This window comes from Streptomyces sp., assembly GCF_036524955.1.
Taxonomy (GTDB): Bacteria; Actinomycetota; Actinomycetes; order Streptomycetales; family Streptomycetaceae; genus Actinacidiphila.
The window spans coordinates 12,746-34,584 of the sequence record NZ_DATDBG010000117.1; the positions used below are offsets into that span (position 1 = coordinate 12,746).

Annotated in this window: 19 protein-coding genes, 1 tRNA gene and 1 pseudogene; 8 read left to right on the forward strand and 13 right to left on the reverse strand. The window is 72.3% G+C overall.

From position 1 onward, the window contains the following. Positions 1-46: 46 nt before the first annotated feature. Complete coding sequence (gene ppc, locus VIW71_RS09790) at positions 47-2,788, forward strand: phosphoenolpyruvate carboxylase (protein WP_331621683.1); 2,742 nt, start codon at positions 47-49, stop codon at positions 2,786-2,788. A gap of 109 nt (positions 2,789-2,897) precedes the next feature. Here the strand turns inward: ppc and VIW71_RS09795 are convergent, their stop codons facing one another. Together VIW71_RS09795 and VIW71_RS09800 are read right to left on the reverse strand one after the other, a co-directional pair. Then, positions 2,898-3,500 carry a TetR family transcriptional regulator gene (locus tag VIW71_RS09795; protein ID WP_414720715.1) on the reverse strand — a complete coding sequence of 201 codons (603 nt, stop codon included), beginning with the start codon at positions 3,498-3,500 and terminating at the stop codon, positions 2,898-2,900. Between the two features lie 82 nt (positions 3,501-3,582). Further along, positions 3,583-4,566, reverse strand: coding sequence for an acyl-CoA desaturase (locus VIW71_RS09800; RefSeq protein WP_331621685.1), 984 nt, complete (start codon positions 4,564-4,566; stop codon positions 3,583-3,585). Between the two features lie 239 nt (positions 4,567-4,805). On the opposite strand from VIW71_RS09800, the gene VIW71_RS09805 reads away from it, so the two are divergent. The 6 genes from VIW71_RS09805 (at position 4,806) to VIW71_RS09830 (ending at position 10,009) form a co-directional block, all read left to right on the forward strand. Further along, positions 4,806-4,877 (forward strand) — tRNA-Gln (locus VIW71_RS09805). A 189-nt stretch (positions 4,878-5,066) separates the two neighbouring features. Beyond that, positions 5,067-6,569 (forward strand): bifunctional UDP-N-acetylglucosamine diphosphorylase/glucosamine-1-phosphate N-acetyltransferase GlmU, encoded by a 1,503-nt coding sequence (gene glmU / locus VIW71_RS09810; protein ID WP_331621687.1) that lies wholly within the window; start codon positions 5,067-5,069, stop codon positions 6,567-6,569. A 141-nt stretch (positions 6,570-6,710) separates the two neighbouring features. Continuing rightward, a complete protein-coding gene (locus VIW71_RS09815) occupies positions 6,711-7,688 on the forward strand; it encodes a ribose-phosphate diphosphokinase (protein WP_331621688.1) in 978 nt (325 codons plus the stop codon). 261 nt (positions 7,689-7,949) lie between these two features. Beyond that, positions 7,950-8,549 (forward strand): 50S ribosomal protein L25/general stress protein Ctc, encoded by a 600-nt coding sequence (locus VIW71_RS09820; RefSeq protein WP_331621689.1) that lies wholly within the window; start codon positions 7,950-7,952, stop codon positions 8,547-8,549. A 250-nt stretch (positions 8,550-8,799) separates the two neighbouring features. After that, complete coding sequence (pth, locus tag VIW71_RS09825; protein ID WP_331621691.1) at positions 8,800-9,393, forward strand: aminoacyl-tRNA hydrolase; 594 nt, start codon at positions 8,800-8,802, stop codon at positions 9,391-9,393. Positions 9,394-9,514: 121 nt separating this feature from the next. Beyond that, entirely contained in the window at positions 9,515-10,009 is a 495-nt protein-coding gene (locus VIW71_RS09830) for a hypothetical protein (RefSeq protein WP_331621692.1), read from the forward strand. A 144-nt stretch (positions 10,010-10,153) separates the two neighbouring features. Here the strand turns inward: VIW71_RS09830 and VIW71_RS09835 are convergent. Further along, positions 10,154-10,506 (reverse strand): annotated as a pseudogene (locus VIW71_RS09835) (glyoxalase); the annotation flags it as partial. After that, a complete protein-coding gene (locus tag VIW71_RS09840; RefSeq protein WP_331621693.1) occupies positions 10,503-11,354 on the reverse strand; it encodes a trans-aconitate 2-methyltransferase in 852 nt (283 codons plus the stop codon). The gene VIW71_RS09840 and the pseudogene VIW71_RS09835, both read right to left, overlap by 4 nt. A 140-nt stretch (positions 11,355-11,494) precedes the next feature. On the opposite strand from VIW71_RS09840, the gene VIW71_RS09845 reads away from it, so the two are divergent. After that, positions 11,495-11,992 carry a MarR family winged helix-turn-helix transcriptional regulator gene (locus tag VIW71_RS09845; RefSeq protein ID WP_331621695.1) on the forward strand — a complete coding sequence of 166 codons (498 nt, stop codon included), beginning with the start codon at positions 11,495-11,497 and terminating at the stop codon, positions 11,990-11,992. Here the strand turns inward: VIW71_RS09845 and VIW71_RS09850 are convergent. The 9 genes from VIW71_RS09850 to VIW71_RS09890 all read right to left on the reverse strand — a co-directional run bounded on the left by VIW71_RS09850 (position 11,951) and on the right by VIW71_RS09890 (position 21,607). Then, positions 11,951-12,748 carry a response regulator transcription factor gene (locus VIW71_RS09850; RefSeq protein ID WP_331621696.1) on the reverse strand — a complete coding sequence of 266 codons (798 nt, stop codon included), beginning with the start codon at positions 12,746-12,748 and terminating at the stop codon, positions 11,951-11,953. The genes VIW71_RS09845 and VIW71_RS09850 overlap by 42 nt on opposite strands. 301 nt (positions 12,749-13,049) lie before the next feature. Then, positions 13,050-13,307 carry a type B 50S ribosomal protein L31 gene (locus VIW71_RS09855; protein ID WP_331621698.1) on the reverse strand — a complete coding sequence of 86 codons (258 nt, stop codon included), beginning with the start codon at positions 13,305-13,307 and terminating at the stop codon, positions 13,050-13,052. A gap of 53 nt (positions 13,308-13,360) precedes the next feature. After that, on the reverse strand, positions 13,361-13,525 hold the full coding sequence (rpmG, locus tag VIW71_RS09860; RefSeq protein WP_331621699.1) for a 50S ribosomal protein L33: 165 nt from the start codon (positions 13,523-13,525) through the stop codon (positions 13,361-13,363). A gap of 102 nt (positions 13,526-13,627) precedes the next feature. Further along, positions 13,628-14,764, reverse strand: coding sequence for a galactokinase (gene galK, locus VIW71_RS09865; protein ID WP_331621700.1), 1,137 nt, complete (start codon positions 14,762-14,764; stop codon positions 13,628-13,630). Then, positions 14,764-15,726: a UDP-glucose 4-epimerase GalE gene (galE, locus tag VIW71_RS09870; protein WP_414720716.1), complete on the reverse strand. Its 963-nt coding sequence runs from the start codon at positions 15,724-15,726 to the stop codon at positions 14,764-14,766. The genes galK and galE overlap by 1 nt, the downstream gene beginning before the upstream one ends. 5 nt (positions 15,727-15,731) lie before the next feature. Continuing rightward, on the reverse strand, positions 15,732-16,805 hold the full coding sequence (galT, locus tag VIW71_RS09875) for a galactose-1-phosphate uridylyltransferase (RefSeq protein ID WP_331621702.1): 1,074 nt from the start codon (positions 16,803-16,805) through the stop codon (positions 15,732-15,734). Between the two features lie 220 nt (positions 16,806-17,025). Beyond that, positions 17,026-17,700, reverse strand: coding sequence for a helix-turn-helix transcriptional regulator (locus VIW71_RS09880; RefSeq protein ID WP_331621703.1), 675 nt, complete (start codon positions 17,698-17,700; stop codon positions 17,026-17,028). A gap of 250 nt (positions 17,701-17,950) precedes the next feature. Beyond that, on the reverse strand, positions 17,951-19,711 hold the full coding sequence (locus VIW71_RS09885) for a PQQ-binding-like beta-propeller repeat protein (RefSeq protein ID WP_331621704.1): 1,761 nt from the start codon (positions 19,709-19,711) through the stop codon (positions 17,951-17,953). A 105-nt stretch (positions 19,712-19,816) separates the two neighbouring features. Further along, complete coding sequence (locus tag VIW71_RS09890) at positions 19,817-21,607, reverse strand: ABC-F family ATP-binding cassette domain-containing protein (RefSeq protein WP_331621705.1); 1,791 nt, start codon at positions 21,605-21,607, stop codon at positions 19,817-19,819. Between the last annotated feature and the right edge of the window lie 232 nt (positions 21,608-21,839).

Here is a 21,839-nt window from a genome sequence, read left to right on the forward strand (position 1 = left end):
CCGCTGTACGCCGTCGCCACCGTCCCTGCATCGAGGAGCCGCACCTGTGAGCAGCGCCGACATCGCCCCGGCCGCCCCGGACGCCAGTACCGCCCTGCGAGCCGACATCCGGCGCCTGGGCGAACTGCTGGGCGGCACCCTGGTGAGACAGGAGGGCAAGGACCTCCTCGATCTCGTGGAGAAGGTGCGCGCCCTGACCCGCAGCGACGGCGAGGCCGCCGCCGCGCTGCTGGGCGAGACCGATCTGGAGACCGCCGCGAAGCTGGTCCGGGCCTTCTCCACCTACTTCCACCTCGCGAACGTCACCGAGCAGGTGCACCGGGGCCGCGCGCTGCGGGGCCGCCGCGCCCGCGAGGGCGGCCTGCTCGCCCAGACCGCCGACCTGCTGAAGGAGGGCGACCCCGAGCACGTACGCGAGACCGTCAAGCGCCTCAACGTGCGGCCGGTCTTCACCGCGCACCCCACCGAGGCCGCCCGCCGTTCGGTGCTGAACAAGCTGCGCCGGATCGCCGAGCTGCTGGAGGAGACCGACCGCGAGAGCGGCGACCGGCGCCGCACCGACCTGCGGCTGGCCGAGAACATCGACCTGCTGTGGCAGACCGACGAGCTGCGGGTGGTGCGCCCCGAGCCGGCCGACGAGGCCCGCAACGCCATCTACTACCTGGACGAGCTGCACGCCGGCGCGGTCGGCGCCGTCCTGGAGGAGCTGGCAGCCGAGCTGGAGCGGGTCGGGGTGCCGCTGCCGCCCCAGACCCGCCCGCTGACCTTCGGCACCTGGATCGGCGGCGACCGCGACGGCAACCCCAACGTGACGCCCGAGGTCACCTGGGAGGTGCTGATCCTCCAGCACGAGCACGGCATCACCGACGCGCTGGAACTGGTCGACCAGCTGCGCGGCGCCCTGTCCAACTCCATCCGCAACTCCGGCGCGAGCCAGGAACTGCTGGACTCCCTGTCCAACGACCTGGTCGCCCTGCCGGAGATCAGCCCGCGCTACAAGCGGCTGAACGCCGAGGAGCCGTACCGGCTCAAGGCCACCTGCATCCGGCAGAAGCTCGTCAACACCCGGGAACGCCTGGCCGGCGGCACTCCGCACGTCCCCGGCCGCGACTACCTGGGCACCGCCGAGCTGCTGCACGACCTCCGGCTCATCCAGGACTCCCTGCGCGCCCACCGCGGCGGGCTGATCGCCGACGGCCGGATGGACCGTACGATCCGCACCCTGTCGGCGTTCGGGCTCCAGCTCGCGACGATGGACGTGCGCGAGCACGCCGAGGCCCACCACCACGCGCTGGGACAGCTCTTCGACCGGCTCGGCGAGGAGTCCTGGCGGTACGCGGACATGCCACGCGACTACCGGCGCAAGCTGCTCGCCAAGGAGCTGCGCTCGCGCCGCCCGCTGGCCTCGACCCCGGCGCCGCTGGACGAGGCGGGCGCCAAGACGCTGGGCGTCTTCCACACCATCCGGGAGGCGTTCGAGCGGTTCGGCCCGGAGGTCGTGGAGTCGTACATCATCTCCATGTGCCTCGGTTCGGACGACGTGTTCGCCGCCGCCGTGCTGGCCCGCGAGGCCGGGCTGATCGACCTGCACGCCGGAGTCGCCAAGATCGGCATCGTGCCGCTGCTGGAGACCACCGACGAGCTGAAGATCGCGGACAAGCTGCTGGACGAGATGCTGTCCGACCCCTCGTACCGGCGGCTGGTCTCGCTGCGCGGCGACGTCCAGGAGGTCATGCTCGGGTACTCCGACTCCTCGAAGTTCGGCGGCATCACCACCTCGCAGTGGGAGATCCACCGGGCACAGCGGCGGCTGCGTGACGTGGCCCACCGGCACGGGGTGCGGCTGCGGCTCTTCCACGGCCGCGGCGGCACGGTCGGCCGCGGCGGCGGCCCCTCGCACACCGCGGTCCTGGCGCAGCCGTGGGGCACGCTGGAGGGCGCGATCAAGGTGACCGAGCAGGGCGAGGTGATCTCGGACAAGTACCTGATCCCCTCGCTGGCCCGGGAGAACCTGGAACTGACGGTCGCCGCGACCCTCCAGGCGTCGGCCCTGCACACCGCGCCGCGCCAGTCCGACGAGGCGCTGGCCCGCTGGGACGCGGCGATGGACGTCGTCTCGGAGGCCGCGCACGCCGCCTACCGCAAGCTGGTCGAGGACCCGGACCTGCCGGCGTACTTCTTCGCCTCCACCCCGGTCGACCAGCTCGCCGAGCTGCACCTCGGCTCGCGCCCGTCCCGCCGCCCCGACTCCGACGCAGGCCTCGACGGCCTGCGCGCCATCCCGTGGGTCTTCGGCTGGACCCAGTCCCGGCAGATCGTCCCCGGCTGGTACGGGGTCGGCTCCGGCCTCCGCGCGGCCCGCGAGGCGGGGCTCGACACGGTCATCGACGAGGCGTACGGGCAGTGGCACTTCTTCCGCAACTTCCTGTCCAACGTGGAGATGACCCTCGCCAAGACCGATCTGCGGATCGCCCGCCACTACGTGGACACGCTCGTGCCCGACCACCTCAAGCACGTCTTCGCGAGGATCGAGGCCGAGCACGCGCTCACCGTGCGGGAGGTGCTGCGGATCACCGGCGAGTCCGAACTCCTCGACGCCAGCCCGGCCCTGTCCCGCACCCTGCACATCCGTGACCAGTACCTCGACCCGATCTCCTACCTCCAGGTCACCCTGCTGGCCCGCCAGCGCGAAGCCGCCGCCCGCGGCGAGACCCCGGACCCCCTGCTGTCCCGCGCCCTCCTCCTCACCGTCAACGGCGTGGCGGCCGGCCTGCGCAACACGGGCTGATCCGCGGCCTTCCTTCCGCGCCCACCCGCCGGCCGGGGCGGCGGGTGGGCAGGAGAAGGCGCGGCCGTCGCGGTGTGCTCCGGGGTCGGCTCCTGCCATGCCCGAGGGGTCAGCTCTTGCGGTGCCCGATCAGCCGCGGCTTCGGCTCCAGGCCGGAGAGCCCGTTCCACGACAGGTTCACCAGGTGCGCGACGACCTGTGCCTTCTTCGGGCGCCGCGCGTCCAGCCACCACTGGCCGGTGAGGGCGACCATACCGACCAGCGCCTGGGCGTAGAGGGGCGCGAGTTTGGGGTCGAAGCCGCGCTGGCTGAACTCGTGGCCCAGGATGTCCTCGACCTGGGTGGCGATGTCGCTGATCAGGGAGGCGAAGGACCCGGTGGACTGGGCGAACGGGGAGTCGCGGACCAGGATGCGGAAGCCGTCCGTGTACTGCTCGATGTAGTCGAGGAGGGCGAAGGCGGCCTGTTCGAGGAGTTCGCGGGGGTGGCCGCCGGTGAGCGCACCGGTGACCATGTCCAGCAGGCACCGCATCTCGCGCTCGACCACGACGGCGTACAGGCCTTCCTTGCCGCCGAAGTGCTCGTAGACCACCGGCTTGGACACGCCCGCCTTGTGGGCGATCTCCTCGACGGACGTGCCCTCGAAGCCGCGTTCCGCGAAGAGCGTGCGGCCGATGTCCAGGAGTTGTTCGCGGCGCTCCTTGCCGGTCATCCGGACCCGCCGCGCCCGGCGCGCGGTCGGGCCCGGGGTGGAGACCGTCGGCCTGCCGTCTGTTGCGTCGCTCACCGGACAATCATGCCGGTTGTTCGACGCTCTCCTTACGCCGGGCGGCGATCCGGTCCGCGTCCGGCCAGCGGACGTCGTACGCCCAGCCCGCAGCCTCGAACCAGCGGATGACGCGGGCACTGGAGTCGACCTGGCCGCGGAGCACGCCGTGGCGGGCGGAGGTGGGGTCGGCGTGGTGGAGGTTGTGCCACGACTCCCCGCAGGACAGCACGGCCAGCCACCACACGTTGCCGGAGCGGTCGCGGGACTTGAAGGGGCGCTTGCCGACCGCGTGGCAGATCGAGTTGATGGACCAGGTGACGTGGTGCAGCAACGCCACCCGAACGAGCGAACCCCAGAAGAACGCGGTGAACGCCCCGTACCACGACATCGTGGCCAGACCGCCGACCAGCGGCGGCAGCAGCAGCGAGACCATGGTCCAGAACCAGAAGTCGCGGGAGATCCGGCGGATCGCCGGGTCCTTGATCAGGTCGGGCGCGTACTTCTGCTGCGGGGTCTGCTCCTCGTCGAAGAGCCAGCCCATGTGTGCCCACCACAGGCCCTTCATCAGGGCGGGCAGCGTGTCGCCGTACCGCCAGGGGCTGTGCGGGTCGCCCTCGGCGTCGCTGAACTTGTGGTGCCTGCGGTGGTCGGCGACCCAGCGGACGATCGGGCCCTCGACGGCCAGCGAGCCGGCGACCGCCAGCGCGATCCGCAGCGGGCGCTTGGCCTTGAACGAGCCGTGGGTGAAGTACCGGTGGAAGCCGATGGTGATGCCATGACAGCCCAGGAAGTACATCCCGACCATCAGGCCGATGTCCAGCCAGCTCAGGCCCCGGCCCCAGGCCAGCGGCACGGCTGCGGCGAGCGCCACGAAGGGGATGATGATGAAGAGCAACAGCGCGATCTGCTCGATCGAGCGCTTGTTGTCACCACCCCGGGTGCCCAACGGTTGCTGTCCCGAGCGCCCGGGTTCCCGGGACTCTGTGATCACGTCCGTCTGTGTGGTCATGTCTGTCCCTCGTCGGATCAGTGGGTGGGGCTGGGTCGCGCCGGTGACGTCCGGAACCTACGGCTCCGTAAGTATTGCAGTGGCGGGCGCCGCGCGACAGGACCGCCTCGTGCGGGACCCCGAGCCATCCTTACCCCGGATCGTCCCGGATCACCGTCGCGTGGGGGCGTGGTCGTACGGCATGATGGTGACGTCCAGCCCGGCGGAGTCCGCCAAACGGGCCGGGAATGTCGGATTGATCCGCCGTGGTGTAATTGGCAGCACTGGGGCTTTTGGTGCCTTAAGTCCGGGTTCGAGTCCTGGCGGCGGAGCGATGCGCCGGTCGCGCGAGCATATGCGGGGTCACGTGTGCGCCTGGGCGGCGCACACGGTCCGCACCGTACGGTACGCGACGGCCCGGGCACGCGGTCAGGACACCCGGTCGGCGGCCGAACCGCAACGACGGCCCGACCCGTCGGTATCCTGCGGGTGTCCAACACCCGAAGCCGAGGAGTCTCCCCGTGAGCCCCAACCGCCCGGCTGCCGTCGTCATCCTCGCCGCGGGTGAGGGCACGCGCATGAAGTCGGCCACCCCGAAGGTCCTGCACGCGATCTGCGGCCGATCCCTGGTCGGCCATGTCGTCGCCGCCTCCCGCGCGCTGGCCCCCGACCATCTCGTCGTGGTGGTCGGCCACGCGCGCGAGCAGGTCGCGGAGCATCTCATCGCCCTGGACCCGCACGCGCTGATCGCCGTGCAGGCCGAGCAGAACGGCACCGGGCACGCGGTCCGCACCGGCCTGGAGGAGCTGCGGCGGCAGGGGGTCACCCCGGCCGGCACGGTGGTCGTCACCTACGGCGACACCCCGCTGCTCACCACCGAGACCCTCGCCACCCTGGTCGCCGCGCACGAGGCGGACGGCAACGCGGTCACCGTACTGACCGCCCACGTCCCCGACCCGGCGGGCTACGGGCGTATCGTCCGCGGCGCCGACGGCCGGGTCGCCGCGATCGTGGAGCAGAAGGACGCCACCGAGGCGCAGCGCGCCATCGGCGAGATCAACTCCGGGGTGTACGCGTACGACGCGGCCCTGCTCGCCGAGGCGCTGTCCCGGCTCACCACCGACAACGCGCAGGGCGAGGAGTACCTGACCGACACCCTGGCGATCCTGCGCGAGGCCGGCCACGGCGTGGGCGCGTACGTCGCGGCCGACCACCGCGAGATCGCCGGCGTGAACAACCGGGTGCAGCTCGCCGAGGCCCGCCGGGTGCTCAACGAGCACCTGCTGGTCCGGGCGATGCTGGACGGCACGACGATCGTGGACCCGGCCTCCACCTGGGTGGACGTCTCGGTGACTTTCGCGCCGGACGCCGTGGTGCATCCCAACACCCAGCTCCTGGGCACCACCAGCCTCGCCGAGGGGGCCGAGGTCGGCCCCAACTGCACGCTGACCGACACGGTGGTCGGTGCCGGCGCCCGGGTCTCCAACACCGTCGCGGACCGGGCCGAGGTCGGTGAGCAGGCGAACGTGGGCCCGTACGCCTACCTGCGGCCCGGCACCCGCCTCGGCCGCAGGTCCAAGGCGGGCACCTACGTCGAGATGAAGAACGCCTCCGTCGGGGAGGGCACCAAGGTGCCGCACCTGAGCTACGTGGGCGACGCCACCATCGGCGAGTACACCAACATCGGCGCGGCCAGCGTGTTCGTGAACTACGACGGCGAGACCAAGCACCACACCACGATCGGCAGCTACTGCAAGACCGGCTCGGACAACATGTTCATCGCGCCGGTGGTGGTCGGGGACGGCGCGTACACCGCGGCCGGCTCGGTGATCACCAAGGACGTACCGGCCGGATCACTGGCCGTCGCCCGCGGGCAGCAGCGCAACATCGAGGGTTGGGTGGCCCGTAAACGCCCTGGCAGTGCGGCTGCGAAGGCGGCCGAACAGGCCGGCGAGCAGGCGGCCGAAGGGGAGGCCGGAGGCGGACGGCGGCCCGGCGGGCCGACCGGGCCGACCGGTGCGTGAGCGACGTCTCACCGCCCGCCACCGAGGTGCACGGGTGCGCCGGATGGGGCGTACCGTGTGTGGTGCACACAATTCCGCCAGCACGCCCGACTTCGGGCGACGCTGTGTCGAACACCAGTCGAACACCAAGGAGACGGTGCAGTGACCGGGATCAAGACGACCGGTGAGAGGAAGCTGATGCTCTTCTCCGGCCGCGCCCACCCCGATCTGGCGGAGGCGGTGGCACATCAACTCGGCGTAGAGCTGGTGCCGACCCGCGCTTTCGACTTCGCCAACGGCGAGATCTACGTGCGGTTCGAGGAATCGGCGCGTGGCGCCGACTGCTTCCTCATCCAGAGCCACACCAGCCCGATCAACCAGTGGATCATGGAACAGCTCATCATGATCGACGCGCTGAAACGGGCCTCGGCGCGGAGCATCACCGTGATCGCGCCGTTCTACGGCTACGCCCGGCAGGACAAGAAGCACCGCGGCCGGGAGCCGATCTCGGCGCGGCTGATCGCGGACCTGCTCAAGACCGCGGGCGCCGACCGCATCCTCACCGTCGATCTGCACACCGACCAGATCCAGGGCTTCTTCGACGGCCCGGTGGACCACCTGTTCGCGCTGCCGGTGCTCGCCGACTACGTGAGCGCCAAGGTGGACCGCGCCAAGCTCACCGTGGTCTCCCCGGACGCCGGCCGGGTACGGGTCGCCGACCGCTGGTGCGACCGGCTGGGCGCGCCGCTGGCCATCGTGCACAAGCGCCGCGACCCGGACGTCGCCAACGAGGTGAAGGTCCACGAGGTGGTCGGCGACGTCAAGGGCCGGGTCTGCGTCCTGGTCGACGACATGATCGACACCGGCGGTACGATCTGCGCCGCCGCGGACGCGCTGTTCGCCAACGGCGCTGAGGACGTCATCGTGACCGCCACCCACGGTGTGCTCTCCGGCCCGGCCGCGGACCGGCTGAAGAACTCCAAGGTGAGCGAGTTCATCTTCACCGACACGCTGCCGACCCCCAGCGAGACCGACCTCGACAAGATCACCGTGCTGTCGATGGCGCCGACCATCGCCAACGCGGTCCGCGAGGTGTTCGAGGACGGCTCGGTGACCAGCCTCTTCGAGGACTCCCACTGAGGCCGGGCCGCCCGCCGGTTCCGGGAGCGACTGAAGAATCGGTACGCCTGCCCACCTGATGTGATCGATTTCGTCCGGGGCCTTCCCGCCGGTTACGCTGTCCGCGTTGCTCGGCGAGGGAGGCCCCGGCGTCATGTCCGGGAGCCGCCGTTATCGACGCGCTCCCCGTAACCGGTCTCCGCGTGAGCGGAGACGAGTCGTGGAACGGCCCGTCGTGGGTCGGGCGACCGTACTGTCTTCCGTTACGAGGAGTTGAGCACCATGGCCGAGGTCAAGATCGCCGCCGTGCCGCGGACCGAGTTCGGCAAGGGCGCCGCCCGCCGCGTGCGCCGCGCCCACCAGGTCCCCGCCGTCATCTACGGCCACGGCGCCGAGCCCAAGCACGTCTCCGTCCCCGGCCACGAGCTGCTGCTCGCGCTGCGCACCCCGAACGTGCTGATCTCCCTGGAGATCGACGGCACGTCCGAGCTGGTCATCCCCAAGGCCGTGCAGCGCGACCCGCTCAAGGGCTTCCTGGAGCACGTGGACCTGCTGGCCGTGAAGCGCGGCGAGAAGGTCACCGTCGAGATCCCGGTCACCCCCGAGGGCGAACTGGCCCCGGGCGGCAACCTGCTGGAGCACGTGCTCAGCGCGCTCCCGGTCGAGGCCGAGGCGACTCACATCCCCGAGGGTGTCACCGTCTCCGTCGAGGGCCTGGAGGCCGGTGCCTCCATCCTCGCCAAGGACATCACGCTGCCGAACGGCACCGTGCTGGCCGTCGACGAGGAAGCCGTCGTCATCCAGGTCGTCTCCGCGCAGGCCGAGGCCCCGGCGGAGGGCGAGGCCGAGGAGGCCGCTGCGGCGGAGGCGTCCGAGGCCTGATCCCCGCGGGGGCCGGGTCCGAACCCGCGGGGGCCGGGGTCGGGGGTCCGGCCGCGCACCGTCCGGCACCTGGTCCCCGGACTGTCCGGCCTTTCGGCCGGTCTTCCTGCTCGCTCCCTGCGCGGGTGGCCTCGTTCCTCGGCCACCCACTCCAGGAGCTCGGGCGTCAGCCCTCCGGGCCGCCGTCGTACCCTCCCTCCGGGGGTGCGGCGGCGGCCGTTTTCCGGTTCCTCCCGATACGGAGACGTGGATGAGCGACAACACAGGGCCCTGGCTGATCGTGGGCCTGGGCAATCCCGGCCCCGAGTACGCGGGGAACCGGCACAACGTCGGATTCATGGTGGCCGACCTGCTGGCCGAGCGGATCGGCGGCCGGTTCAAGCGGGCGCAGAAGGCGCAGGCGCAGGTGGTCGAGGGGCGGATCGGCCCGCCCGGACCGGCCGGCCGCCGCGTGGTGCTCGCCAAACCGATGTCGTACATGAACCTTTCCGGCGGCCCGGTGACCGCGCTCAGGGACTTCTACAAGGTGCCGACCGATCAGATCGTCGCCGTCCACGACGAGCTGGACATCGGTTACGGCGCCCTGCGGCTCAAGCTGGGGGGCGGCGACAACGGCCACAACGGGCTGAAGTCGATCACCAAGTCGCTGGGCGCGGACTATCTGCGGGTGCGGGCCGGGATCGGCCGGCCGCCAGGCCGGATGGACGTGGCCGCGTTCGTGCTCAAGGACTTCTCGGCGGCCGAGCGCAAGGAGCTGGACTGGTTCGTGGACCGCGCGGCCGACGCGGTGGAGGCACTGGTCACCGAGGGGCTGGAGCGCGCGCAGAGCACGTACAACGGCTGAGCGCGGCGGCGCGTCGGGCCCGGCGGCACCGGTGGGTCCACCGTGACGGCGGGCCGGATGTACGACCGCGCGGGCGGCCGGGAGTTGACCGGACGGCGTGCCATGGCCAAAGATCGCCCGCATGGTGACACGGAGCCGTTCACGCCGGACCGCCGAGGGCCCCCGGGGGCTGGTGCTGCTGGTCCGCGTGGTGGGCGTGTGGGCGCTCACGGCGCTGATCCTCGTCTCGGGCGCGTGGGACTCCTGGCACACGGCGCAGCACGTGATGCTCGCCAAGGGCCGCGAACACGGCACGGTGACCCTGGCCGCCTGCGGCGACTCCGCCTGCACCGGCCCGTTCACGCCCGAGGACACCGCGACCGCGCGCCCGAAGGTCACCGTCAGCCTGCCGGTACGCCATCACGTCGGCGATCACGTACCGGTCGTCCTGGAGCCGGGCACGGACACCGCGGTACGGTCCGGCTGGGGCGGACTGCTCTTCGCCTGGGTGCCGCTCGGCGGGGCGCTGCTGCTCGCCGCGGTCGTCGTCGCGGGCGGCCTGCGGATGCCGCGCACCGCGTGGGCGCTGGCCACCGCGGGCGCGGCCCTGCTCGGCGGGGCGTTCCTGACCCTGTGAGGGCCGGGGCGTCCGCGGCCTGACGCCGCGCCGGCCGCTCGGCCGACGCCGGCCCCGCCGGGGTGGAGCCCGGCCAGCGTGAGGCCCCGCCAGCGTGAACGGGTGCCGGGCCTCCCCCACGGGTACGGGGCGTCGGTTCACCGTCGGCTGCAGGAACTCCAGCCGGTTGCCGACCGGGTCCTCGGAGTGGAACCGCTCGTGGCCCGGCAGGTCGTGGTCCCAGGCGACCTTCGCGCCGCGCGCCGCAGCCGCTCCGCGAACTCGTGGATCCCGGTGACGCGGATACCCGGACGGGCCTTGCGCGCGGGCCGGAAGTCCTCTTCGACGCCGAGGTGCGGTACGGCGGCGCCGGCGCCGGACCAGCAGCCGCCGCGGCTCGCGAGCACCGGCGGCTTCGCCGGCTCGGTCATCCCGGGCACCCCGACGCGGTACGCGCGCGGGTCCGGTTCGCTGCCGGGCGGTGCGGCGGGCTGGACGTGGTCGACGGCGGCGATCACGCGGTGGGCTCCTCGCCGGGACGGCGGACGGCGGCGGGTGACCTCCGGGCGACCGCGCAGATGCGGCGGAAGGGGAAGACGGTGCCGTGCGGGCCTGCCGGGTAGGCCTTGCGCAGCAGGTCGCGGTACTCGCCGACGAACTCCCTGACCGCCGCCCGGTCGTCGTCGAGCGCGGTGAGCACCGGCCGCAGCGCGGTGCCCTTCGTCCACTCCAGCACCGGGTCCTCGCCCTGCAGCAACTGCACGTAGGTGGACTCCCAGACGTCCACCACGTCGCAGCCGAGCACGGAGAGCCGTTCCAGGTAGTCGGAGGCGCCGAGGATGTGGACGTAGTGGCGGCCGTGGCCACCGAGGCGGGAGCGCCACCTCGGGGCGTCGCACAGCTCGGCCAGCAACGCGTGGCTGGGGGCGTCGAAGTTGCCCGGGACCTGGAAGGCCAGGGTGCCGCCGGGGGTGACGCGGTCCAGCCAGGCGGGGAAGCGGTCGGCGTGCCCCGGCACCCACTGGAGCGCGGCGTTGGACACGATCAGGTCGTACGGCTCCTCGGGCGTCCAGGTGGCCGCGTCGGCGTGCCGGAAGTCGAGTGCGCCGCCGCCGTGGGTGGGTCCCGCGTGGTCCGCCGCCGCCCGGAGCATCTCGCGTGAGTTGTCGAACCCGGTGATGCGCGCGCCCGGCCAGCGGTCGGCGAGCAGCGCGGTGACGTTGCCCGGACCGCAGCCGATGTCAGCGATGCGGGGTGCTCCGTCACCGGGCAGTTCGGTGATCCGGGCGAGCAGGTCGAGCAACGGGCGGGTGCGGTGGGTCGAATGCCGGAGATACTGTTGCGGGTCCCATGTAGGCGCTTGCATCGTTCGTACTCCCTGGGCTGGTACGGAGCCGGTACCGCATACGGAGGGCGATGTTCTGCCCACTGCCCCGTCAAGGCTCCTCCCCCAGATATCTTGATGTCAAGAGACTTCATATCGACAGACCTACTACACTGATCGTCATGGAGGACGAGGTCGATCGGCTGGTCGCTGCATGGCGCCGGGAGCGCCCCGACCTCGACGTTGAACCGCTTGAGGTGCTCAGCCGGGTCAGCAGGCTCGCCCGGCATCTGGACCGGGCCCGGCGGCTGGCCTTCGCGGAACACAGCCTGGAGCCGTGGGAGTTCGACGTGCTCACCTCGCTGCGCCGCGCGGGGCCGCCGTACCAGCTCTCCCCGGGTCAGCTGCTCACCCAGACGCTGGTCACCTCGGGCACCATGACCAACCGCATCGACCGGCTCGCCAAGAAGCAGCTCGTCGAGCGGCTGCCCGATCCCACCGACCGGCGCGGGGTGCTGGTCCGGCTCACCCCGGAGGGCCAGGACCGCGCCGACCAGGCGCTGGCCGGGCTGCTCGCCCAGGAGCGGGCCATCCTGGTCGAGCTGAGCGAACGGCAGCGCGTTGAACTGGCTGCCCTGCTACGACAGCTGACCGCGCCGTTCGACAACGTCCCCGGCTGACGGCACCAGTTCCACCGGCCCGACCCCGGCCCTGCGGGCCAGGGCGACCGCGGCAAGCGTGGAGTGCACGCCCAGCTTGCCCAGTACGTTCTGCATGTGGGTCCGCACGGTGTGCGGGGAGAGGAACAGCCGCTCGGCGACCGCCTTGCGGCCGAGCCCGGCGACCATGCAGCGCAGCACTTCCTGCTCACGCGGCGTCAGCGACTCCACCAGCCGCTCGCTCTCGGTGCGGTGCCGCCGCGCCGCGGTCAGCTCCCGCAGCACCCCGGTGAGCAGCGCGGGCGGCAGATGTGTCTCGTCGCGCAGCACGCCGCGGACCACCGCGAGCAGCCGGGAGAGCGAGCAGTCCTTGGCGACCCAGCCGGAGGCCCCGGCCTGCAGTGCGCGGGCCGCCCGCATGGGGTCGTCCCGCTCGGCCAGCACGACGGTGCGCGTCCAGGGATACTCCGCGCGCACCCGCTCCACCAGTGCGAGCCCGTCCAGTACGGGGTCGCGGGGCTCCACCGGCCGCTGCTCGGTCAGCGGCGGCACCGCGGCCAGGGTGACCGGCGGCCGGGGCCCCGCGCCCAGGTCCGCGTCGACCAGCAGGACGTCGTAACGCCGGTTGTCGAGCAGCGACCGGTCCAGGCAGCGCTGTGCCGCGGGACCGCTCCCCGCGGCCGAGACGTCGACGTCGGGTTCCGCCGCGAGGGCGGCGGCAAGCGACTCGGCGAAGATGCGATGGTCATCCACGACGAGAACGCGGATTCGTCCCACGGACACCACTCCCGGTTAGGGCACTCCCCCAGTGGCGGGGCGCCTTTCGCGTGGGATCCGGCACCCGGACCGGGACCGCCGCCCCTTCGTCCGGGTGCCGAACCCCTTGCGTCTCGCCCCCTGATGAGCGCCGGCCCCCACCGGCGCTGTGGGAAAAGAGTAGGCGTTCTCACCAGGATTGGCGCCGTCTTGGCAGAAGTTCCCCGGCGGGCGGTCCGGCCCCGGCGACAGGTGGGACGGCGGTGACGTGAGCCGCCTCCCGGGTCGGCTCTCCGGTCCGGGAGGCGGCTCATCCACCAGCTCAGCTCCGGGCGGGCGTCGTGCCGTAGCGGCGGTGGAACCGCTCGACGCGGCCGGCGGTGTCCAGGACGCGGGCCGAGCCCGTGTAGAAGGGGTGGCTCGCCGAGGAGATCTCGACGTCGACGACCGGGTAGGTGTGGCCGTCCTCCCAGGCGACGGTGCGGTCGCCGGTGGCCGTGGAGCGCGTGAGGAAGGCGAAGCCGCCGGCGTTGTCACGGAAGACGACGGGACGGTAGGCGGGGTGGATGGCGTGCTTCATGGTCGTCCTCGTCTCAGGGGTTACGGGATCGGAAGGGTCTGGCGCGCGGTTCGTCAGCGCGCTTCGCGGTACGGCACGTGGCGGCGGACCACCGGGTCGTACTTCAGCAGGACCAGCCTGTCCGGGTGGGTTCGCCGGTTCTTCCGCGTGGCGTAGCTGTGGCCTGTCCCCGCGGTCGAACGGAGCGTGACGACCGGTCGCACTTCGCTGCGGGCCATCGGACCTCCTCGATTGGAACGGTTTTCATGTTCGCTCCGACCAACGCAAGGGACTCCGCGCGCATTCCCGCGGTGCCCGGCCCGCCCGGACCGGGAGGCGCCTCACCGGAGCCGCCGCGCCCCCGCCCCCGGCGTGGTCGGGAACTGCCGGGCCTGAGGGAGGGCCGCGGCGATCGCCGTGGTGACCGCGTCCGCGGCGGATTCGGTGACGAGGACGATCGCCGAGCCGCCGAAGCCGCCGCCGGTCATGCGGGCGCCGAGGGCGCCGGTGGCGAGGGCGGCGTCGACGACGAGGTCGAGTTCGGGGCAGGAGACTCGGAAGTCGTCGCGCAGGGAGGCGTGGCCGGCGGTGAGGAGGGGACCGATCTCCGGGGTGCGGCCGGCGTCGAGGAGGGCGATGACGTCCTGGACGCGGCGGTTCTCGGTGACGACGTGGCGGGTGAGACGGCGCAGGCGGTCGTCGGGGAGTGCGGCCAGCGCCGCGTCCAGGCCGTCGTGGGGGAGGTCACGCAGGGCGGGCAGGCCGAGCAGGGCGGCGGCCTCCTCGCAGCCGGCCCGGAGCCGGCCGTAGGCGCCGTCCGCGTGGGCGTGCTTGACGCGGGTGTCCACGACGAGGAGGCGCAGGCCCTCGGCGGCGAGGTCGAAGGGGACCTGGCGCTGGGCGAGGGCGCGGACGTCGAGGTGGAGCGCGTGGCCCTGGGTGCAGCACGCGGAGGCGGTCTGGTCCATGACGCCCACGGGCGCGCCGACGTAGTCGTTTTCGGCGCGCTGGCAGAGCAGGGCGAGCTCCTGCCGGGGCAGGTCCACCTCGTGGAGTTCGGTGAGGGCGAGGGCGGTGGCGACCTGGAGGGCGGCCGAGGAGGACAGGCCCCCGCCGACCGGGACCGTGCTGTCGTAGTGGATGTCGGCGCCGCCGACGGGGTGGCCGGCCTCGCGAAGCGTCCACAGGACGGCGGCCGGATAGCGGGCCCAGCCGGGGGTGGCGCCGGGGGCGAGTTCGTCGAGGCGGAGTTCGACCACGCCGTCGTCCATGGCGGCGGAGTGCAGCCGCAGGATGCCGTCGTCACGGCGGGCGACCGCGGCCCTGGTGGTGTGCGGGAGGGCGAACGGCATGACGTAGCCGTCGTTGTAGTCGGTGTGCTCGCCGATGAGGTTGACCCGGCCGGGCGCGGCCCACGCGCCTTCCGGCGCCCGGCCGAAAACGTGTCTGAACGCGATCTCGAACAAGGTTTCCGTCATCAGTCCCCCTGCGTCGTTGCGAAGGTCCAGGCGTCGCGGATGATCTCCGCCAGGTCGGTTCGGGTGGGCCGCCAGCCGAGCACCTCGCGGGCGCGGTCGGCGGAGGCCACCAGGACGGCGGGGTCGCCGGCCCGGCGCGCCACGGTGGTGGCCGGGACGGGGTGGCCGGTGACCCGGCGGGCGGTCTCGATGACCTCGCGGACGGAGAAGCCGCTGCCGTTGCCGAGGTTGCAGATCAGGTGCTCTCCCCGCGGCGCCTTGTCGAGGGCGAGCAGGTGGGCCTCGGCGAGGTCGGCGACGTGGATGTAGTCGCGCACGCAGGTGCCGTCGGGCGTCGGGTAGTCGTCGCCGTAGACGGAGATCGCGGCGCGGCGGCCCTGCGCGACCTGCAGCACCAGCGGGATGAGGTGGGACTCGGGGTCGTGCCGCTCGCCGTGCTTCCCGTACGCGCCCGCGACGTTGAAGTACCGCAAGCTGACCGCGGACAGGCCGTGGGCGGCGCACTCGCCGCCGATCATGTGGTCGACGGCGAGCTTGCTCGCGCCGTACGGGTTGGTGGGCGCGGTCGCCGCGGATTCGGTGATGGGGATCGCGGCGGGTTCGCCGTAGGTGGCGGCGGTGGAGGAGAAGACCAGGGTACGGACCCCCGACTCGCGCATGGCGGCGAGGAGTTCGAGGGTGCCGGCCACGTTGTTGCGCCAGTACTTCTCGGGGTCGGCGACGGACTCGCCGACCTGCGAGGAGGCGGCGAAGTGCAGCACCGCGTCGTAGGAGCCGTCGAGGATCTTGGCGGCGTCCTGCACCCGGCCCTCGACGAAGTCGGCGCCCCGGGGCACGCCGTCCCGCAGGCCGGTGGACAGGTCGTCCAGAACGGTCACCCGGTGGCCGGCCTCGATCAGGTGGGCGGCCACCACCCCGCCGACGTATCCGGCTCCGCCGGTGACCAGCAGCTTCTTCCGCAGGGTGCTCAACTACTCGCTACCTCTCGCAATCGCAACGCGGCGGACTCCGGCGGCACGTCGTTGACGAAAGCGCTCATTCCGGATTCGGAGCCCGCGAGGAACTTCAGTTTGCCCGACGTACGTCTGATCGTGAAAAGCTCCAGATGCAGCGCGAAGTCGCGGCGGTCTGGGGCGGGAAAGCCGGGCACGGTGAGCCCGTCCCCGGTGAACGGCGCCTGGTGCCAGCCCGAGACGTACGGCGTCGGCGGCTGCCCCTCCCCGAAGATCCGGTCGAAGCGGCGCAGCAACTCCAGGTACAGGTGGGGGAATTCGGCGCGCGCGTCCTCGTCGAGGCCGAGCAGGTCGGGTACCCGGCGGTTGGGATAGAGGTGCACCTCGTACGGCCAGTGCGCCGCGTACGGCACGAAGGCCGTCCAGTGGTCGCCGGTCAGCACGATCCGGCTGCCGTCCGCGATCTCGTCGGCGAGGACGTCGTCGAAGAGGTTGCGGCCGGTGCGCCCGCGGTGGGCGGTCAGGGAGCGCAGCATCCGGTCGGTGCGCGGGGTGGTGAACGGGTACGCGTAGATCTGGCCGTGCGGGTGGCCGAGGGTGACGCCGATCTCCTCGCCGCGGTTCTCGAACGGGTAGACCTGGACGACGCCGGGCAGCTGGGACAGCTCGCGGGTGCGGTCGGTCCAGGCGTCGAGCACCAGGCGGGCGCCGGCCGGGGTGAGACCGGCGAAGGACGCGTCGTGGTCGGAGGTGAAGCAGACCACCTCGCAGCGGCCCCGCGTGCCGGCCAGGGACGGAAAGCGGTTCTCGAAGACCGCCACCTCGTAGTCGGCGGCCGGGATCTCGCTGGGCCGCCCGGGTCTCGACGGGCACAGCGGGCACTGGTCGGCGGGCGGGTGGTAGGTGCGGCCCTGCCGGTGCGAGGCGATGGCGACGGTGTCGCCGAGCAGCCGGTCGTGGCGGATCTCGGAGGTGGTGGCGACGCGCTCCAGCGGGCGCTGATCGACGGAGTCGCGGACGACCGCGTCGGCGGAATCGTAGTAGATCAGCTCGCGGCCGTCCGCGAGCAGCGTCGTCGTCTTCTTCACCCGGGGGCACCTCACACTGCAAGCCGCAAGCCGCAATCAACAGAACCGCACACAATGAACCACAACAGAACAGTGCAGTCAATGCGCGGCGCAGTATGAAGTTCTCGCGGGACAGGTCGGCGCGCCAGAGGGCCTCCACCGGGTCATCAAACAAAGTCGCACAGATTACAACGGCAGGTGCGCGGCACAGGGCCCCGCCCCGGTCCCGCCGCCCGGACGGTTACTCCGGCTCCCCCGCCGCCCGCTCCAGCAGCCCCGTACGGGCCGCGAGCGCCGCCGCCTCGAGCCGGGACCCCACGCCCAGCTTCATCAGCACCCGCTGCACATGGGTGCGGGCGGTGCTCGGCGCTATCCGCATCCCGGCCGCGATCACCCGGGTGTCCTCGCCCTCCGCGACCCGGACCAGCACCTCGATCTCGCGCGGGGTGAGGATCTCCAGCAGCCGCGCGCCCTCGTCGTCCGGCTGCCGCGCCGGGTTGAGCAGCTCGGCGAACGCGCCCTGGAGCAGTGGCTGCGCCACCGCAACCTCTCCGGCCCGTGCCTTGGCCATCGCCCGCTCGACGCCCTCGATGCGCTCGTCATGGCGTACGTACCCCGACGCGCCCGCCGCGAAGGCCGCCGCGATGCCCCGCGGGTCGGGCACCGGACCCAGCACCACCACGGCCACCACCGGCCGCTCCCGTTTGATCCGGGCCACCGCGTCGAAGGCCCCGGGCTCGGCCGGCGCCGCGGTGCCGAACAGGCACACCTCGGGCGACCTGCTGAGCACCAGTTCCGCCGCGCCCGCGGCCGGAGCCGCCGCGGCCAGCACACGATGGCCGCGCAGCTTCAGCGCCGAGGCCAGTGCCTCGGCAAGCAGCCGGTGGTCGTCGACCACGACGAGCCGTACGCCCATGTCGGGTATCCCCAATCCCCCCGGAGCCCGGACTGCCGCCGGCCCCGTCCCCTGCGCATAGCGCGACCCGACGAGTCCCCACCGCGCCCCTACGGCCGCAACCCGCCCATTGGGCGCGAAGCTACACGCTCTCTGACACGCGTGCGCCCCCAACCGCGCAGATCGCCCCGGCAATTCCGGAGTGCCTGCCGTCCGGGGGTGAACCGGCCCGCTTCCGGTCCCGGCGCGGCGGCCGGGACCGGACCCCCGGTCAGCCGAAGGTCACCAGGTACTTCTGGTCGGAGGAGGACGCGTAGATCCGCTTCGTCACCATGTAGAAGCGGCCGTCGTGCCACACCGGATAGCTGTGCATGGCCGCGTCGTCCAGCCGGTCGTACGCGTCCTCGGAGAACGTCGCGTACGGGCTGATGGCGCCGGTCGCGGGGTCGAGGGTGACGAGCCGGCCGCGCGCCTCGTAGTCCGGCGGCTCGTACGCCAGCACCTTGCCGTCCTGGAAGTCCAGGCCGCTGATCTCCTGCTTGCTGCCGGGCTTGGCGACCCACTTCTGCCTGCCGTCGCTGAGGTTGAACGCGACGATGCCGCTGAGCACGTTGCCGTTGCCGTCGCTCTTGCCACGCAGCGTCAGGTAGAGCGAGTCGTTGCTGACCAGCACGTTGTGCACGGCCTGCTTCTCGGTGCCGTCGTCGTCGATGTCGTACTTGTCGGTGCCGAGCGACACCCGGGACTGCAGGCGGCCGTTGACGATGGTCGCCACGTCGGTGAAGGTCTCGCCCTGGGTGCCGAGCAGCACCACCACCGGGTCGGTGGAGACGATCGCGTTGACCTCGGTGCCGACCGGCGCCGGCCAGGACCACTTCGGGGCGCCGTTCCTGGCGGGGTCGATGACCTGCACCTTGTAGGTCTTGTAGTCGCAGTTCACCACGGCGACGAACTGCTTGCCGCCCGCGTAGCCGTCGTCCTCGCAGTCGCCGTCGCCGGCCCGCCACAGCACCTTCTGGTCGCTCAGCCGGTAGGCGATCGAGCCCTCCAGCCAGTCCACGCCGACCGTGTCGCCGCTGACCGCCATCTCGGTGTAGTCGAAGTCCGCCGAGGCCCCGCCGGCCCCGGGCAGGGTGGCCGTCCACTTCGGCTGCCCCGCCGCGAGGTCGATCGCCATGATCTTCTCGCAGTTCACACCGTACTGGATGGCCGTCAGGTTGTTGTACGTGTCGCGGGCCGCGGTGCAGTCGCCGCGCCCGGGTGCCGGGATCGTCCAGGCCTGCGTGCCGGTGGCGGCGTCGTACGCCACCACCTTGTCGATCTGGTTCTTCACCACGTAGGTGCCGGTGAACCAGATCCCGAGCGCGTCCTTCAGGTTGTCCTTCTCGGCCACCGCGTCCGCGGCCTTGTCCCACCCGAAGGACAGGGCGGAGTCGTGCGGCTTCGCGGTGTCCGTACCGCCGCTGGGGCCGCCCGAGGTGGCCTGCGGCTCCGGCTCGGGGTCGCCGCCGCCCCGGGTGGTGAGGAACACGCCCCCGCCGATCACCAGCACGGCCGCGACGACGGCGGCGACGATCACCAGCAGCTTGCTGTTCGACCGCCCGCCGGGCGCGCCCCGGTACGGCGGCTGGTTCCCGTACGGGCCCGGCGGCGGCATCTGCGGTCCGTAGCCGAACGGGGTCTGGGGCGGCGGGGCCGGCTGCCCGTACTGCTGCGGGCCGTAGCCCTGTTGCCGGCCCGGGTAGCCGTGGCCCGGCGGGGGCGGCGCAGTCTGGACCTGCTGGGCCCCGGGGAACTGGGCCTGCGGGAAAGCGGGTTGGGTCGGTGCGGAGGCGTACGGGTTCTGTGCGGGGGGTACGGGTGCCGCGTACGGGTTCTCGGCGGGCGGCGCGCCCGGTGCCGGATAGCCGTAACCGCCGGGCGGGGCCTGCGGTGCCGCCTGCGGGGGGCCCTGCGGAGGAGGCGGCGGCACGGCTCCGTCGGACTTCCCGAACTGCGGCGGGTTTCCGGGCGGCGGGGGCGGCTGCGACATGGCAGGTCCTCTTCGTGCAGGTGGTGCGGGTCGGGTGAGCGGAAAATCTTTCTATCACCCGGCCTACTTGACGCCGTCAGCCGCCGCTCTTCCGTTACCGGGCCATTACACGTCCTCCGCGAGCTCCAGCCACCGCATCTCCAGTTCCTCCCGCTCCTCCCGCAACGCCCGCAGCTCCGCGTCCAGCGCCGCGACCTTCTCGAAATCGGTGGCGTTGTCGGCGATGCTCACGTGCAGCTTGCTCTCCCGCTCGCCCACCTTGTCCAACTGCCGCTCGATCCGCTGGAGTTCCTTCTTCGCCGCACGGGTGTCGACCGCGGGCTTCTCCTTCACCGGAGGCGGGGGCGGCACCGCGGCCTGAACCGCCTTGCGGCGCCGCTCCAGGTACTCGTCCACCCCGCGCGGCAGCATCCGCAGGGTCGCGTCGCCGAGCAGCGCGAACACCCGGTCGGTGGTGCGCTCCAGGAAGTAGCGGTCGTGGCTGATCACCACCATCGATCCGGGCCAGCCGTCGAGCAGGTCCTCCAGCTGGGTCAGCGTCTCGATGTCGAGGTCGTTGGTCGGCTCGTCCAGGAACAGCACGTTCGGCTCGTCCATCAGCAGCCGCAGGACCTGGAGCCGGCGGCGCTCACCACCGGAGAGGTCGCCGACCGGCGTCCACTGCTTCTCCTTGGTGAAGCCGAACTTCTCGCACAGCTGCCCGGCGGTCATCTCCCGGCCCTTGCCGAGGTCCACCCGCTGCCGCACCGACTCCACGGCCTGCAGCACACGCTGGGCGGGGTCCAGCTCGGCCACCTCCTGGGACAGGTAGGCGAGCTTCACGGTCTTGCCGACGACGACCCGGCCCTGGGCGGGCTGCCGGTCACCGCCGGTCACCGCCGCGTCGGCCAGCGCCCGCAGGAACGAGGTCTTCCCCGCGCCGTTCACACCGACCAGCCCGATCCGGTCGCCGGGCCCGAGCTGCCAGGAGATGTGCTTCAACAGCACCTTCGGGCCCGCGGCGACCGTCACGTCCTCCAGGTCGAAAACGGTCTTCCCCAGGCGCGAGTTGGCGAACCTCATCAGCTCCGCGGTGTCCCGCGGCGGCGGCACGTCCTCGATCAGGGCGTTCGCCGCCTCGATCCGGAAGCGCGGCTTGGAGGTGCGGGCGGGGGCGCCGCGGCGCAGCCACGCCAGCTCCTTGCGGACCAGGTTCTGCCGCTTGACCTCCTCGGTGGCGGCGATCCGCTCCCGCTCGGCGCGGGCGAACACGTAGTCGCTGTAGCCGCCCTCGTACTCGTGGACCGCGCCGCGCTGCACGTCCCACATCCGGGTGCACACCTGGTCCAGGAACCAGCGGTCGTGCGTGACGACCACCAGCGCGGAGCGGCGGGCCCGCAGGTGGCCGGCGAGCCACGCGATGCCCTCCACGTCCAGGTGGTTGGTCGGCTCGTCCAGGACGATCAGGTCCTGCTCGTCGATGAGGAGTTTCGCCAGCGCGATACGGCGCCGCTCCCCACCCGACAGCGGCCCGATCACGGTGTCCAGGCCCTCCGCGAACCCCGGCAGGTCCAGCGCCCCGAACAGCCCGGTCAGCACGTCCCGGACCTTCGCGTCCCCGGCCCACGCGTGGTCCGGACGGTCCCCGACGATCTCCTGCCGGATGGTCGCCCCGGGGTCCAGCGCGTCGTGCTGCGTCAGCACCCCCAGGCGCAGCCCGCCCTGATGCGTCACCCGCCCGGAGTCCGGCTCCTCCAGCCGCGCCAGGATCCGGACGAGCGTCGTCTTCCCGTCCCCGTTCCGGCCCACCACCCCGATACGGTCACCCTCCGAAACCCCGAGCGAGATCCCTTCGAGCAGCGCCCGCGTCCCGTACGTCTTGCCGACGGTCTCGACGTTGACCAGATTGACGGCCACTTCCGTTTTTCTCCCGCTGAGCTAGGGGGTGCAGCTGTCCAGAGTAGTCGGGCGGAGGCAAGGCCACGTGCGGGCGGACGCCGACGGCGGGGAAGCCCCCACGGGAAAACGCGTACTCGCCCAGGATCCGCACGGGTGGCGCGGCCGGGAAACCCACCCGCGATCCACACCGGTGGCCCGCCCGGAAAACACCCCGCGGACGGGTGGGCGAACGCCGGCGCCGCGCAACCCG